General features: G+C 34.9%; 16 protein-coding genes. 7 read left to right on the top strand and 9 right to left on the bottom strand.

What is annotated here, in order from left to right; all coding sequences use genetic code 11:
- Positions 1 to 9 precede the first annotated feature (9 nt).
- Positions 10 to 135 (bottom strand): hypothetical protein, encoded by a 126-nt coding sequence (locus SYN6308_RS25780; protein WP_272943030.1) that lies wholly within the window; start codon positions 133 to 135, stop codon positions 10 to 12.
- A 229-nt stretch (positions 136 to 364) separates the two neighbouring features.
- Between SYN6308_RS25780 and SYN6308_RS11860 the strand changes: the two genes are divergently transcribed.
- The 3 genes from SYN6308_RS11860 (at position 365) to SYN6308_RS11870 (ending at position 4198) form a co-directional block, all read left to right on the top strand.
- Positions 365 to 2182, top strand: a complete 1818-nt coding sequence (locus SYN6308_RS11860; protein WP_017294660.1) for an NAD(P)H-quinone oxidoreductase subunit F — start codon at positions 365 to 367, stop codon at positions 2180 to 2182.
- A 34-nt stretch (positions 2183 to 2216) separates the two neighbouring features.
- Positions 2217 to 3668: an NADH-quinone oxidoreductase subunit M gene (locus tag SYN6308_RS22365; protein WP_017294661.1), complete on the top strand. Its 1452-nt coding sequence runs from the start codon at positions 2217 to 2219 to the stop codon at positions 3666 to 3668.
- Positions 3669 to 3916: 248 nt separating this feature from the next.
- A complete protein-coding gene (locus SYN6308_RS11870; protein WP_017294662.1) occupies positions 3917 to 4198 on the top strand; it encodes a PepSY domain-containing protein in 282 nt (93 codons plus the stop codon).
- On the opposite strand, the gene rdgB is transcribed toward SYN6308_RS11870, so the two are convergent.
- The 3 genes from rdgB to SYN6308_RS11885 form a co-directional block, all read right to left on the bottom strand.
- The gene (rdgB, locus tag SYN6308_RS11875; protein ID WP_017294663.1) at positions 4158 to 4757 is read right to left on the bottom strand and encodes an RdgB/HAM1 family non-canonical purine NTP pyrophosphatase; all 600 of its coding nucleotides are present in this window, start codon (positions 4755 to 4757) and stop codon (positions 4158 to 4160) included. The genes SYN6308_RS11870 and rdgB overlap by 41 nt on opposite strands.
- Before the next feature lie 70 nt (positions 4758 to 4827).
- Complete coding sequence (locus SYN6308_RS11880) at positions 4828 to 5385, bottom strand: LabA-like NYN domain-containing protein (protein WP_040467229.1); 558 nt, start codon at positions 5383 to 5385, stop codon at positions 4828 to 4830.
- A gap of 629 nt (positions 5386 to 6014) precedes the next feature.
- Positions 6015 to 6851, bottom strand: coding sequence for a sulfurtransferase (locus SYN6308_RS11885; RefSeq protein ID WP_017294665.1), 837 nt, complete (start codon positions 6849 to 6851; stop codon positions 6015 to 6017).
- 382 nt (positions 6852 to 7233) lie between these two features.
- Here SYN6308_RS11885 and clpP point away from each other — a divergent pair, with 382 nt between their 5' ends.
- The 3 genes from clpP to SYN6308_RS11900 all read left to right on the top strand — a co-directional run bounded on the left by clpP (position 7234) and on the right by SYN6308_RS11900 (position 10351).
- Positions 7234 to 7968, top strand: a complete 735-nt coding sequence (clpP, locus tag SYN6308_RS11890; protein WP_017294666.1) for an ATP-dependent Clp endopeptidase proteolytic subunit ClpP — start codon at positions 7234 to 7236, stop codon at positions 7966 to 7968.
- Between the two features lie 24 nt (positions 7969 to 7992).
- Positions 7993 to 9327 (top strand): ATP-dependent protease ATP-binding subunit ClpX, encoded by a 1335-nt coding sequence (clpX, locus tag SYN6308_RS11895; RefSeq protein ID WP_017294667.1) that lies wholly within the window; start codon positions 7993 to 7995, stop codon positions 9325 to 9327.
- 181 nt (positions 9328 to 9508) lie between these two features.
- A complete protein-coding gene (locus tag SYN6308_RS11900; RefSeq protein WP_017294668.1) occupies positions 9509 to 10351 on the top strand; it encodes a cell division protein FtsQ/DivIB in 843 nt (280 codons plus the stop codon).
- Between the two features lie 63 nt (positions 10352 to 10414).
- On the opposite strand, the gene SYN6308_RS11905 is transcribed toward SYN6308_RS11900, so the two are convergent.
- The 5 genes from SYN6308_RS11905 to lepB all read right to left on the bottom strand — a co-directional run bounded on the left by SYN6308_RS11905 (position 10415) and on the right by lepB (position 14320).
- On the bottom strand, positions 10415 to 11242 hold the full coding sequence (locus tag SYN6308_RS11905) for a HEAT repeat domain-containing protein (RefSeq protein ID WP_017294669.1): 828 nt from the start codon (positions 11240 to 11242) through the stop codon (positions 10415 to 10417).
- A gap of 108 nt (positions 11243 to 11350) precedes the next feature.
- Entirely contained in the window at positions 11351 to 12754 is a 1404-nt protein-coding gene (lysA, locus tag SYN6308_RS11910; protein ID WP_017294670.1) for a diaminopimelate decarboxylase, read from the bottom strand.
- 118 nt (positions 12755 to 12872) lie between these two features.
- Positions 12873 to 13286: a type II toxin-antitoxin system VapC family toxin gene (locus tag SYN6308_RS11915; RefSeq protein ID WP_017294671.1), complete on the bottom strand. Its 414-nt coding sequence runs from the start codon at positions 13284 to 13286 to the stop codon at positions 12873 to 12875.
- Positions 13287 to 13288: 2 nt separating this feature from the next.
- Positions 13289 to 13543 (bottom strand): hypothetical protein, encoded by a 255-nt coding sequence (locus SYN6308_RS11920; protein WP_017294672.1) that lies wholly within the window; start codon positions 13541 to 13543, stop codon positions 13289 to 13291.
- A 162-nt stretch (positions 13544 to 13705) separates the two neighbouring features.
- Positions 13706 to 14320: a signal peptidase I gene (gene lepB, locus SYN6308_RS11925; RefSeq protein ID WP_017294673.1), complete on the bottom strand. Its 615-nt coding sequence runs from the start codon at positions 14318 to 14320 to the stop codon at positions 13706 to 13708.
- A gap of 207 nt (positions 14321 to 14527) precedes the next feature.
- Here lepB and SYN6308_RS11930 point away from each other — a divergent pair, with 207 nt between their 5' ends.
- A complete protein-coding gene (locus SYN6308_RS11930) occupies positions 14528 to 15040 on the top strand; it encodes a YqeG family HAD IIIA-type phosphatase (protein WP_017294674.1) in 513 nt (170 codons plus the stop codon).
- The last annotated feature ends 295 nt before the right edge of the window (positions 15041 to 15335 follow it).

Here is a 15335-nt window from a genome sequence, read left to right on the forward strand (position 1 = left end):
AATAAAATTTTATTGATTACCTATCTTAGCGACTAAGGAGGAATATTGACACTTTTCGATGATTAATAATAATATCTCTTGAAATAGCCACAGGTTCGATCGAACTTTTTCGATTTGATTATCAGTATAGTTCAATTAATGTAAATTGTCTGATGAAACAATTCTTCACAATACCTAATTAAAAAGTTGTGATTGATATTAGGGTGAAACATTGATAAGTTTATTTTAACTCAAGAATATTTTATTTTTATAGGTTTTCATTGATAAAAGTCTATTCTATTGGTACTATTAATCAATAAAAATCAATAGTAAGTATTGATGAATTTTAATCCTTTGAGAAAAATAACTAATACAATGAATCATCATGACTTTTTTTAGTGAAACTATATTGTTTATTCCCTGTTATACCTTGATTGGAGGGCTATTTGCCTTACTTTGGTCGCCCGGTATCATACGCAATACTGGATCGCGCCCCGCAGGGTATATTAATATTGTGATGGCATTTTTGGCTTTTCTTCATAGTGTCATTGCTTTGTATCAAATTTGGGAAAAACCTGCCCAAGAATTTCGTTTTACATGGTTAGAAGTTGCACAGCTTAATATCTCTTTTGATATACAAATTTCTTCCATGAGTGTGGGTGCGTTGGCTTTGATTACGGGCTTAAATGTTTTGTGTCAATTATATGCTGTCGGTTATCTGGAGATGGATTGGGGATGGGCAAGATTTTACGCACTGATGGGATTTTTTGAGGCGGGAATGTGCGGTTTAGTTTTGTGCAACTCCCTTTTCTTCAGCTATGTCTATTTAGAAATTCTCACTCTTGGTACTTATTTATTAGTGGGTTTCTGGTTTGCCCAACCTCTAGTTATCTCTGGTGCGAGGGATGCTTTTTGGACAAAACGAGTGGGAGATATTCTATTATTAATGGGGGTAATCGCTATTTATCCTTTTGCGAAAACATGGAATTATAATTATTTGGCTTTTTGGGCTGAAAATTCTCCTATGGATGATACTATCTCCGTTTTACTTTGTTTAGCTTTAATTTCTGGACCGATCGCCAAATGTGCGCAAATTCCTTTACAATTATGGTTAGATGAAGCTATGGAAGGTCCTTTACCTGCTTCTATTTTAAGAAATTCGATCGTTGTGTTAGTCGGTGCTTATGTTTTAATTCAACTGCAACCTGTGTTAGAAATCTCTCCCGTTGTTTCGGAGATTGTGGTAATTATTGGTGCGGTGACAGCTATCTTGGCTTCTTTGATTTCTATTGCCCAAGTGGACATAAAACGGGTACTATCCTATATTGTTAGTGCCTATATGGGATTAGTGTTTATTGCTATTGGCACAAATCATGAGAAAACAGCTTTACTTTTAATGGTTGTTTATGCCGTCGCTATGGCGTTACTTTATATGAGTATTGGCACGGTGATTATTAGTAATATTACTCAAGATTTAACTCAAATGGGGGGTTTATGGAAACGTCGCCCTCTTGCGGGTATATCTTTTTTAGTCGGCACTTTTGGATTAGTCGGTTTTCCTCCCCTCGGTGGTTTTTGGATTTTGCCTCGTCTTGGGGATGATTTACTTTCTTCGCAACCTTGGTTGTTTGTGGTGTTACTCTTGGTTAATGCTTTTACCGCTTTTGCTTTATTGCGCACTTTTTCCCTTATATTTCTTGGTGAATCTAAACCGATGACAGTTCGATCGCCCGAAGTGTTGTGGGCAATGGTGTTACCAATGATGATTTTAATGGGGGTAACGTTACATTTACCTTTAGTTTTAGCTCAATTTAAACTGATTAATTTAGATTTAGATTTAGGTATTTATTATACTTTTTCTACCATAATTGGTGTAGTTTTAGCTCTCATTATTTACGGTAAAAAACAAGCCAATCAAACCATAACAATTATTCCCGAATCTATCCGCAATTTCTTTGCTTATGATTTGTATATTCAAGACATTTATAAACTTACTATTGTCGCTATAGTTAATGTTACTGCTAAATTGGCTTATTGGTTCGATCGAACGATCGTCGATGGTGTAGTTAATTTAGTTGGTTTAAGTACTATTTTTGGCGGACAAGCTCTAAAGTATAGCACCTCTGGGCAATCTCAATTATATATATTTTCTATCCTTTTAGGATTAATATTTGTAGGGATTATTTTAGGGTTAACTCAATAACTTATTTATTTAAAATTAATTGCAGTAATAAAAAATGCTTAATCTACTTTTAATTATACCGATCATTGGAGCAATCATTATTGGAATTATTCCTAATAAAAAAGAAAGTAATTTGAGTAAAAATATCGCTTTTACTTTTAGTTTAATTACCTTTATCATTAGCTTGATGATTGGCTTAAATTTTGATTATCAAATCACTGGTTTACAATCTCAATTATCTTTAGAATGGTTGCCTTTTATTGGGCTAAATTATACAGTAGGAATTGATGGTTTATCTTTACCTTTAATTATTCTTAATTGTCTCATTGTCACCCTTAGTTTTTATAATGGTGAAGTTGACAGTAAAAAACTTACGAAACCAAAACTATATTGCATTTTAATTCTACTTTTAACGGCTTGTGTTAATGGTGCTTTAATCGCTCAAAATTTACTTTTATTCTTCATCTTATATGAAATTAAACTTGTACCCACTTATTTATTAATTTCTATTTGGGGAAGAGATAAAAGTGGTTATGCAGGAATCAAATATTTACTTTATACTGCTTTTTCGAGTATTTTTGTTTTAACAGCTTTTCTTGGTTTAAATTTCTTGATGGAAGGTAATACTTTTGATATAGCCCAAATCAATACAGAAGTTTTACCCTATGGTAAACAAATTTTACTATTATTAATGGTCGTCATCGGATTTGCCATTAAAATCCCTATTTTTCCTTTACATACATGGTTGCCAGATGCTTACACCGAATCATCTACTCCCGTTTCCATGTTATTAGGAGGTATTGTGTCGAAACTTGGCACTTATGGCTTAATTCGTTTTGGTTTACAGCTATTTCCTGAAGTTTGGGGTGATGTAGCACCTTATTTAGCAATTTTAGCGGTAATCAGTGCTATTTACGGCTCATTAGTGGCTATTTCTCAGACTGATATTAAAAAGATGATAGCTTATGCTTCCCTTGCCCATATTAATTTTGTGGTGTTGGCAACGGCGGCGGGTACGAGTTTGAGCATAACTGGTGCAATTTGTCAAATGTTTGCTCATGGTTTAATTGTAGCTTTATTGTTTAATCTTGTGGGTATTGTTGAAGAAAAAACTGGCACAAGGGAGTTATCTGAGTTACATGGGTTAATGAATCCCTATCGTGGTTTACCCTTTGTTGGTGGTTTGATGATTGTGGCGGTGATGGCGAGTGCCGGAATACCCGGTATGGTAGGATTTATCGGTGAGTTTCTTTCTTTTCAAGGAAGTTTTAGCGTTTATCCCATTTATACTCTAATTTGCTTAATTGCAACGGGTTTAACTTCTGTTTACTTTGTTATTCTTCTTAATCGTGTCTTTTTTGGCAGAATGGAGAATCAAAGGGGATATTTACCCAAAGTAGCTAATTATGAGCGGATTCCTGTGGTTATCTTCGCTATTTTAATTATTTTCTTTGGTTTACAACCTTCTTTTTTAACTAATCTTGCTGTAGTAATTCGATCGATCTAAAATTCTTGGGTTTTGGCATTGGGGTATTAGGGTGTTGGGGTATTGCGGGATTTGGAATTATCACAAAATAAAGAATTACTCTTGCAACTTTATTTTTCGATGATTTTTTTGAACAATTCAGATAGTTAAAAACTTAAAATACTTACCGCATCCTCTTTTTCGTTGTTATATCGAACGGAGGTAGTTTATAAGGAACTAAAATCTTGATTAATACGTCATAAAGAAAAAATTAATCACGATCGAAAATCATGAAAAAAACAATCCTTGCCTTATGCTTATTAACAGGAATTTCTATCACACCGTCGGCTTTTGCTGATGATAAACCTCCCCGCAATGCCAAACCCCTTTCGGAAATTATTAGAAATGTGGAAAGTAGAGGTTATTCTCCCATTGTCGATGTGGATTTTGACGATGATGATGGTTGGGAAATCAAAGCCTATCAGAATAATGAAAAACGAAAATTAAAAGTTAACCCCGTTTCTGGTGAAATTATTTCCGATCGAAAATATTCCGATCGAAAAGATGATTAATCAGAGGTATTAAGTTAGCAAAGGCTTTTCCCCTGTGGCTAACTTTTTGTTTCAAGTCGGGGGGCATTTCGGCAAAAGTTTGCTTAAATTCGGGTACAAAAAAAATCGGGTCATAACCAAAACCACTTTCTCCTCTGACTTGGGTTAAAATTTCTCCCTCACAAATTCCCTCGGTTTGAATCACTACTTCCCCTTCGGGATTGGCAATGGCGATCGCGCAGACAAATTGAGCTTGACGATTTGTATTGTTTTTTAACTCGGTTAGTAATCGGTTAATTCGATCGAAATCTGTCTTACCATACCTAGCGGAATAAATGCCGGGTTGTCCATTTAAAGCATTTACCATTAAACCAGAATCATCGGCGATCGACCATTGTTTTAAGGTAGTAGCGATATAAGAAGCCTTAAGAATCGCATTTTCCATAAAAGTTTTACCCGTTTCTTCTATGTCTAATTCTGGAGGTTTTAAGGCTAATTCAAAATCAAAATCCCTTAAAAGTCCTCCCATTTCCCTAATTTTTCCAGCATTACTACTAGCAATAACTAATTTTTTAAACATTTATTTCTCAAACTAAATTAATAATTCTTAATTCTTAATTCTTAATTCTTAATTCTTAATTCTTAATTCTTTAGTAGTCTCGTTTTTCGATACAACCTTTAATTTCATTTAAGTCAATATATCGATCGGTAGCATTTCGCAATTCTCTAGCAATCATACCATCAGTTGAGACGACGGTAATATGAGTATTTTTTGATCTTAGCAGTTCGATCGCCCTTTCAAAATCCCCGTCACCGCTAAATAACACCACTCGATCGTACTGATCTACAGTGTTAAACATATCTACCACGATTTCAATATCTAAATTAGCTTTTTGAGAAAAACGACCCGAACTATCATCGTAATATTCTTTAAGAATTTTAGTGCGTACAGTGTAACCTAAACTAATTAAAGCATCTCTAAAACCTCTTTGATCTTGAGAATCTTTTAAACCAGTGTACCAAAAAGCATTAATTAACATAAATCCTGATTCCTCAGAAAAATAATCAATTACCTTACGGGGATCAAAAAACCAACCATTTTTTTGTTGAGCATAAAACATATTATTACCATCAACAAAAATAGAAATTCGATCTCTTAATCGGTGATTATTAGGGTGATAATGATGGTTATTATTATGATTATTTATTTCTGTAGTTGAATTAATAATAGTAGTAGAATTAAGTTGATATTCTGGATTATATTCAGGGCGTGGAATTAATTGAGGTTTAGGATTTGTGCCATTATTTTCATTATTTTGTCCCGAATAATTTTCTTTGTTATTTAGTTCTGGAGGTCGTTCTAAATAGCTTTTTGCTAGGCTTAAATTGCCATTATTAAAATCAAAGTTTTGCATATAAATAACATTAATTTAATAGGTAAAAATATAAAAATAAGATGAGTTTTTAAAGAAATATAGCTAGAATTATATTTTAGACTAAAATACTTAATTTTAAGTGAATTTTAATCTAAATAAAAATAGTAATATTTAATGAAAATAAATTAATAAAGATAGTAACAAAATATACTTTTTAAAACTTAGCAAATACCAAATTAAAAAGGGTTGTGGCAATTTTAATCTCCTATAACCTTTTTGATTAAATTAGGCTATAAATCGGAGATTACCAAAGATTAACGATAAGAAAATTGTGAAGATAAGACAGGAAGAAAGAATTTTAAAATGGATAAAAACCATAATTAAATTGAGTAAACATTTTTCTATAATAAATTTGATTAATGTTTAAATTAATTCTTTCTACTATCTTCTATCTCCTAATTTTATTTAAAATTTTCTGGGTAGGAACACCAATCGCTCCAAGCACCTACATATAACTTACACTGATTTACACCGATCGATCTTAAAGCAAGTATATCGACACAAGCAGTTACTCCAGAGCCACAATAAACAATAATTTCCTGATAGTTTTTATAGCTTTGCCAAATCTGAGTTAATTCTTCTCTGGGCTTGAGTTTACCCTGCTCAGTAGTCATGTCTTGCCAAAAAACATTTTTAGCAGTGGGGATACTACCAGCAATGGGATCAATGGGTTCAACTTTGCCTAGATAACGATCGAGCGATCGAGCATCAACAATCACACAATCCGAAGATGATTGACATTGACGCACATAATCTATATCCACAACCCAATCTAATCGAGGTTGAGGAACAAAAGAACCATAGGCGACAGATTTAGGAATTTCAGAAGTGACAGGATAGTTTAAATTACTCCATTCCTGCCAACCGCCATCAAGGAGAAAAACTCGATCGTGACCGAGATATTGTAGTAACCACCATAAACGGGAGGCAAAAGCAAAACGAGAATCATCATAAGCCACGATCGTAGTTTCATTGTGAATAATGCCCATTTGGGCAAATTTATCCCCTAAAACATGGGTATCGGGTAAAGGATGTCTTCCTCCGTGAAGTTGAACAGGACTCGCAAGGTCTTGATTTAAGTGTAAATAGTAAGAATTAGTAATATGGCTATTAGTATATTGCTGATAACCCCATTCGGGATCAGATAGACGAAAACGACAATCAATAATTATGACATTAGGATTATCGAGATTCTCTTTGAGCCATTGTGCTGAGACGATCGTCTGAGTTTGACCCATTGTTTGTAATAAAAGTTAAATAAAAATTAAATATAGAATAAATAAAAATATTAGTTACCAGTTTAACCTTAGATTCTCAGGAATACATATATTACTGAATATTTTTAATAACAATACAGAGGGAAGAGGGGAAGACAAGATGACAGGTGGACAGGTGGACAGGTGGACAGGTGGACAGGTGGACAGTTTTAAATTCTCAATTTTTAATTCTTAATTCTTAATTCTTAATTCTTAATTCTTAATTCTTAATTCTTAATTCTTAATTCTTAATTCTTAATTCTTAATTCTTAATTCTCAATTCTCAATTCTCAATTCCTACGCTGTGCTATACTTTAAACTAAGATTTATTTAAAAAAGTATAAATACCAAAATCGGATTTATAATGACTGCTAAAAAAGCTATGCTAGAATCGCAAATGTCTTCTATGGAAATCAATAATAGTTATCTATCTCACCTATCTTCTATTCGACGAGAAAATATTATTAATGCTGTGCCGATGGTAGTAGAGTCGTCAGGTACGGGAGAAAAAGTTTTTGATGTTTATTCTCGGTTACTCAGAGAAAGAATTATTTTTTTAGGTACAGCTATCGATGACATGTTAGCAGATTCGATCGTAGCTCAATTACTATACCTAGAAGCAGAAGACCCACACAAAGATATTTATATCTATATCAACTCTCCCGGTGGTTCGGTTTATGCAGGATTGGCTATTTATGACACCATGCAACACATTCAACCCGATGTATCCACTATTTGTTATGGTATTGCCGCTAGTATGGGGGCTTTTCTTTTGTCTGGGGGGGCAAAAGGTAAACGCATGGGACTGCCTAACTCCCGTATCATGATACACCAACCCCTAGGAGGAGCTCAAGGTCAAGCCACCGAAATTGACATTCAAGCTAAAGAAATCCTTTATATTAAACAAAAATTAAATCAGCTTCTTTCAGATCATACAGGACAACCCTTCGATCGAATCAGTGAAGATACAGAAAGAGATTTTTATATGTCTTCCACCGAAGCCCAAGAATATGGACTAATTGATCAAGTAATTATTCGAGATGGCATCAGTCTTCCCCTCAGTCGTAAATCGATCGATGTCAGCGAACTTTTCTCCTAATCACCCTATTATCCCATCAATAACATGGCTAAATACGACTCTCATTTAAAATGTTCATTTTGCGGTAAATCTCAAGAACAAGTGCGAAAATTGATCGCAGGTCCTGGGGTTTATATTTGTGATGAGTGTGTAGAACTTTGCAACGAGATTTTAGAAGAAGAATTAATGCCCGTAAATCGTCCTTCTTCCAAGCAAAAAAATACTCGTCCGAATAAAAATGGTTCTAACACCCGCAAACCTTTATCTTTTCACAAATTACCCAAGCCTAGGGAAATTAAACAACAACTTGATGAATACGTCATCGGACAAGATGAAGCAAAAAAAGTGCTTTCCGTAGCAGTTTACAATCATTACAAAAGACTTACAGTATCAGAACTCGATCGAGATCAGAATAACAATGAGAACAGTGTAGAAATACAAAAATCGAATATTCTCTTGATCGGTCCTACAGGTTCAGGTAAAACATTATTAGCGCAAACCTTAGCTAAAATTCTTGATGTACCCTTTGCCATCGCCGATGCCACCACTTTAACCGAAGCAGGTTATGTCGGGGAAGACGTAGAAAACATTCTTTTGCGATTATTACAAGTCGCCAACTCCGATTTAGAAGAAGCCCAACGGGGTATTATTTACATTGACGAAATCGACAAAATCGCTCGTAAAAGTGAAAATCCCTCCATTACCAGAGATGTTTCAGGAGAAGGAGTCCAACAAGCATTACTGAAAATGTTAGAAGGTACAGTGGCAAATGTTCCCCCCCAAGGAGGCAGAAAACACCCTTACCAAGACTGCATTACGATCGACACCAGTAATATCTTATTCATCTGCGGCGGCGCATTTGTCGGATTAGATAAAATTATCGAACAAAATAAAGAGAAAAAAGTACTCGGTTTTGAAATTCCCACCGATACTTCCTCCAAAGAACAAAGAGTCTCCGATGCCGCCCGTCAACTACAACCCGATGATTTAGTGCGTTTTGGCTTAATCCCCGAATTTGCTGGACGTTTACCCGTAGTAGCGGTTTTAGATTCCTTAAACGAAGAAAGCCTCATTGAAATTCTGACTCAACCCCGTAACGCCTTAGTTAAACAATATCAAAAACTAATCGGTATGGATAACGTAGCCTTAGAATTTGAACCTGACGCTATTCGTGCCATCGCCCAAGAAGCCTACAGACGCAAAACAGGGGCAAGAGCCTTAAGAGGTATAGTAGAAGAAATTATGCTAGATGTGATGTATGAATTACCATCCCGTCAAGATGTGCAAAATTGTCTAATCACCAAAGACATGGTAGAAAAACGCAGTACTGCAGAACTACTTGTCCTTCCTGCACCCCTACCCAAAAAAGAATCCGCATAGGTAGTAAGTAAAAAAATAAGTTTGTAGTAATGGCTTTAGCCGTTTATTCATAAACCTTTTAAGGCTGACTACACACTTATATAAAAGAAGGGTTAAAACCCCTACTACAAACTTACTCAAATTTTTGTTGTGTTTTACCTCTTGCCTTTTTCTCCATTCTGAATTTCTAACGACTAAACTGATGACTGCAAAAACGCCCGTTTCTACTACCCGATTAAAAAATCGTCGTGACGAATTAAAAAATCAACGGCGATGGCGTAATTTTGTCTCGGTAACTCGTACCCTATTAATTATGTCCTTAACAGGGGGAATGTTTTGGTTTTTGACTCTCCCCGACTGGGTAATTAAAGATTCTCAACAAATTGATATAGAAGGCAATGAATTACTCACCAATGATGAAATTCGCAGTTTAATTCCCCTTGAATATCCTCAATCTTTACTGCAATTATCCATCAAAGATTTAAGGGAATCCTTACAAAAAAAAGTACCCCTGACTAATGTTGTTGTAACTAGAGCATTATTACCGCCTAATCTTACTATTAGAATCACAGAAAAAAAACCTGTGGCGATGGCCCTTGCGGTACAAGTGTCTCCTGAAACAAAAAAATCAGCCTTAAAAGAAGTAGGCTATATCGATATAGACGGGATATTTGTCTCTAATGAATTGTATCAAAATTTAGCCCAAAAACCAGAGTTAAAACCGCCCTTAAAAATTTTAGGCACTCCTCAAATGTACCTTGCTTATTGGACAGATTTTTATGATTTATTAAGTCAATCTTCTGTCAAAATTACTCAAGTTGATTGGCAAAATCCCACTAATATTGTGTTAAGTAGCGAATTAGGAAAAATTTATTTAGGTCCTTATACCTCAAAATTTAGTGAACAATTAATGGTATTAGAAAAGCTAAAAAATATCACGGGCAAAGTACCAAAAGAAAGAATTATTTATATCGATTTAACAGACCCAGAAATCCCTTCTATTAAAGAGAAAAAACCCCCCAAAGAAGATAAAAAAGACAACTAAATTATCATAAAGTGTAGATTGGGTTGAGGTACGAACCTCAACAAATCCTTTAATTCATAACTCCTATAATAATTTATCCATTAAATCCATTAAATGGATACTATCAGAAGACAATTCTTCTTTTTGATAATCGAGTTTTAACTGATGTTCTAATAAGCCTTTCATGGCAATCAACTTGAGACTATTTTCTGCATAGGCTTTACTAATTGCCTCTCCTGATTTTACATAACCGATCGCACCTAAATCCATTAAAGCCGATCGACGTAGTTGCAATTCTTTTCCTTGCAAGGCAGTGACTAAAATTTCTCCATAGGTGTCATCATTAGTTAACTGATACATTGCCCTTGCAGAAGCATAAGCTATTTTCGGAGTAGGATGGTCAAGAAAAGCCTTGATCAAATTTAGGGCATTTTTAGCGTTAAGTGTGCCTAAAGCCTCAATAATCGCCTCGTAGGGTTGATGGAGGTAAGGTTTACCAATGACAGGCTCAATGGCATAATCAGTTAATTTGTCATCCTTGACGGCATTGTCTAAAAGATTGATCAACGGTTGAATTGCTCTTGAGTCCCCTAACATTTCTAAGGCTTGGGCGGAGGATTCTCTCACATAATAATCATCACATTCAAAACACTTAATTAAAGGCTCAACAGCCCTCAAATCCTCTAGTTTTCCCAAGGCTTTGGCCGCATTACGGCGGAGGGGAAAACCACCATCAGGGGCTCTATCTTCTTCGTCTTCTAAGGCGTTAATCAGACTTTCCACCGCTAGAGATGTTTTGACTCGAAATTTTCCTAACCACCAAGCGGCATAGTATCTTAATCCTAAGTCTTCTTTTTGGTTTAGGTTTTCGATCGCAATTTCTGGAGTTATGGATGCTTCGCTATTGATCATAATTGTTGTAGCTACTCAGGAAAAGATGTTAAAAAAGTCTATAAAAAGTTTGTAGTGAGGGCTTTAGCCCTTTCTCATGGTGCTGGTGGGCAATGCCCACCCTACTTATTATTTGGTTAATCGATGGGGGATTAAATCTTGTTTCACTAAGTCTTCGTAGGTTTCACGGCGAATGATTAGGTTTGCTTCTCCTTCATTGACTAAAACGGCGGCAGGACGTGCTAAACGGTTATAGTTAGAAGCCATACTATAGTTATATGCTCCTGTGGCTAATACTACTAATATATCTCCGGGTTCGGTGTCAGGGATTTCAATGTCTTTGATTAATATATCTCCTGATTCACAGTGTTTTCCTGCGATCGTCACTTTTTCGGCATTCAAAGCGCGCATTTTATTAGCAATTACCACTTGATAAAGGGATTGATAGGTAATCGGTCTTGGATTATCAGACATTCCACCATCCACAGAAACATAGGTTCTTACATCAGGAATAACTTTTCTGCCTCCCACGGTATAGGCAGTAATACAAGCTGTTGCAACCATCGATCGACCGGGTTCGGCGATAAGTTTAGGAAGGGTGAGGTTTCTTTCTTCACAGGCTTTTTTCACTGCGGTAGCAACGGTTTTCACCCATTCTGTAATACTTGGGGGATCATCAGATTCGGTGTAACGGATACCTAAACCACCGCCAACGTTTAATTCTGTCACGGGTAAACCGTAATCAAGGGCTTTTTTGAACCAATCTGCTAAAACCCCTGCTAAGTCGTTATGGGGTTGTAATTCAAAAATTTGTGAACCGATATGCGCGTGTAAACCAATACAGTTAATATAGGATTGCTCTTTGACAAAAGTAAATACGGCTTCTAGTTGGTGGAGAGAAAAACCGAATTTGCTATCAATACTACCTGTACGGATATATTCGTGAGTATGGCATTCAATACCGGGAGTAAGACGAATTAAAATATTGACAGATTGCTGTTTTTTAGCGGTTAATTGGGCTAAAGTTTCTAATTCTAACCAGTTATCTACGATTATTTTACACTGGCTATCGATGGCTAATTCTAACTCCGCTACAGATTTATTATTACCGTGTAAGTAAATTCGATCGAGTATGTCTTCTGGAGTATAACCACTGATTTCTAAGGCTTTAGTGGTGGTGTAAAGTTCTCCTCCTGATACCACATCAAAACCGATGTCTTCACTGGCTAAGATAGATGCGATCGCCATGCAACTCCACGCTTTGGAGGCGTAAATAACTTGAGATGAGCCGGGGTAATATTCTTTAAAAGCCTCTCGGTATTGAGTGGCACAACTACGCAAAGTTTTTTCATCGAGAATATATAAAGCTGAACCAAATTGAGTTACTAATTCTGTCACATCGCAACCGCCAATTTCAAGGTGATTTCGATCGTTAATGGTAGCAGAGAGAGGTAATAATCTTTGATTGGGAGAAGTTTGAGTGTCCGAATTTAAAATTAATTTTTCGGCGGTGGATTTTTCCGTTAATAGCATTACTGATAATTATTAATATAAAGTTTTCACAGATATTCGATCGTTCTAAATAACCTGCAATCTATTATTTTAACTTAATTCAGACCCATCTTAAGTGGAATTATATCCATTTTCAATGTTAAATAGTGATCAGAGAAGTTACTTTTATATCTGTTACTCGATGAAGAGGCTTTGTTGGTTTTTCTGTAGTGATAAACTCGTCAGCTTTAATAGAAATAGCACTAGCAATTTGTAAAGCATCTAAAGCATTTAAACCATACTGACTAGCTAAACTTTCTGCAAGAGCAAGAATTATATTTAAGTCTTCCGCCCATATCTGACAACTGGCAAAAAACAATTCATAAAAGTTAATTTCTTCAATTTGTTTATGATATTTAGCCTTAGTTAAAATTTCTAAACCGACAAAATTACTAGAACAAAAATAACGACTAGAATCATCTAAAATAAAGTTAGCTTGAGTTGACACTAAATCATTTCCTCTAAAAGCGGCAATCAATACACCAGAGTCTAAATAAGTTAGAATCGATGCCATTATTATTTTCCTCTCATTTGATTTATTTCGACTTCTATATCATCTAAATCCAAAAGTTTGACATCAGATTTTTTCAGCATCTCTTGTCTAATAGCCCATAACTTTTTACCTAATTCTGTTTTAGGTTGATATTTTTTGAGAATAGAATTATCTTTTTGATTATTCTTATTTAAGTTGTCTATAAAATCTAAAACTTGAGCTTGTTTTTCTGAATCTAAATATTGCCATTTTGTTAATAATAATTGTTCTGTATTCATAATTTCTGTTCCTCATAATGACTTTTATTTAATAGAGTTCGATCGTAACTGGTTCAAAAAGGGTTAAAACCCTTACTACAAACTGATAAAAAATATGATTTGTTTGTGGGGATTGAATAATAATCATAAATATTCAACCCTTACAAGGTTTTAACTCTCTTTTTACGGATTAATAGTATCGGCGTAAACTGGTTTTTCATCAAGGATTCCCATTCTTTCAGGAGGCCAAAAACGAAGGGAGGCACGACCGATAAATTTGTCTCGTGGCACAAAACCCCAATAATGAGAATCATAGCTATTATTACGATTGTCTCCTAAAACTAAATATTCTCCTTCGGGTACAGTCACAGGTCCAAAATCATATTGTGGTGCTTCCGCAATATATTTCTCCCGGATTATCTCACCATTAACTGTAACTTTACCATTACGCACCATGACTTCATCTTTGGGTAAACCGATTATTCTTTTAATAAAATCATCGTTATAACCCTCTTTCTGCAATGCCTCTGTAGCTGAAAAGACCACGACATCTCCTCGTTTTGGTTGTTGAAAACGATAGGTCATTTTTTCTATAATAAGACGATCGTTTATTTGTAGTGTAGGCTCCATGGAAGAAGAAGGAATGTATCGAGCTTCGGCGACAAAAGTACGAATACCAAAAGATAAAACCGCCGCCATAGCGATGGTTTGTGCAAATTCTTTTATTACTTCTAATCTAATATACCCTTTTTCATTTGTAGTATTTTGCAATGATTCTTTTTGCAATTTTTCACTCATAGTTGTTTTTTGATATTAATTTATCTTTATTTATTTAGTTTAACTTAAACATTCAATGACTGATAGACTCAATAATTGACAATAGAGAATAGAAAATGGAAAATGGAGAAGGTCGAAGGTGGAATGAAAAATTGAGACGATTAAATTAAAAATATTTTCCCTATCCACTATCAACTATCCACTATCCACTATTAATTATTCACTATCATGTCTAGGGCAAAAATATTACAACCTGATTTAGTTTTAGGAGATGTGGTTATTCATCTTACTCCTAGTTTGATTCAAAAATATAATTTGAAAGGGTTGGTGTTAGATGTCGATGAAACTCTAATACCTTGGAATGAAAAACAGTTATCTTCTGAATTGATTAACTGGGTTAATGATGTGCGCCCGATAGTTGATTTATGGTTAGTTAGTAATAATCTTAGTGAAAATCGTATTCGATCGATCGCTTCTAGGTTAGATTTACCGTTTATTTTTGGGGCGGCGAAACCTTCTCGCCGTAAACTTCGACAAGCTGTAGAAGCCATGAATCATCCCATTGAACAAATTGCTATGGTGGGCGATCGACTGTTTACAGATGTTTTAGTTGGTAATCGGCTAGGGATGTTTACCATTTTTGTTGAACCGATGGTATCATCTCAAGACAAATTAATCTCCCTGAGAAATTTTGAGGTGTGGTTATCTCAAAAACTGGGGGTTTCTGTTTACAAAACTTAAGGTTAGTTAATATTTCGCAATAGTTTGTAACATTTATTAACGAAAATCTAAAGAAAATATTAAGAAACTAAATAAAATTTAAAAAATATGTGATTATAGTTTTCAGATAAATTGGGGTCAGCTTATATAAAGACCTTAAGCATAAATAAATACATATAAAAAACCGAGGGCTTCTCATAATTTATGGGAAGCCTTTTTTAATTAATGGAGAATGGAGAATGGAGAATGGAGAATGGAGAATGGAGAATTAAGAATTAAGAATTAAGAATTAAGAATTAAGAATTAACAATTAAGA

The sequence above is a fragment of the Geminocystis herdmanii PCC 6308 genome (genome assembly GCF_000332235.1).
In the GTDB taxonomy this organism is placed as follows: domain Bacteria; phylum Cyanobacteriota; class Cyanobacteriia; order Cyanobacteriales; family Cyanobacteriaceae; genus Geminocystis; species Geminocystis herdmanii.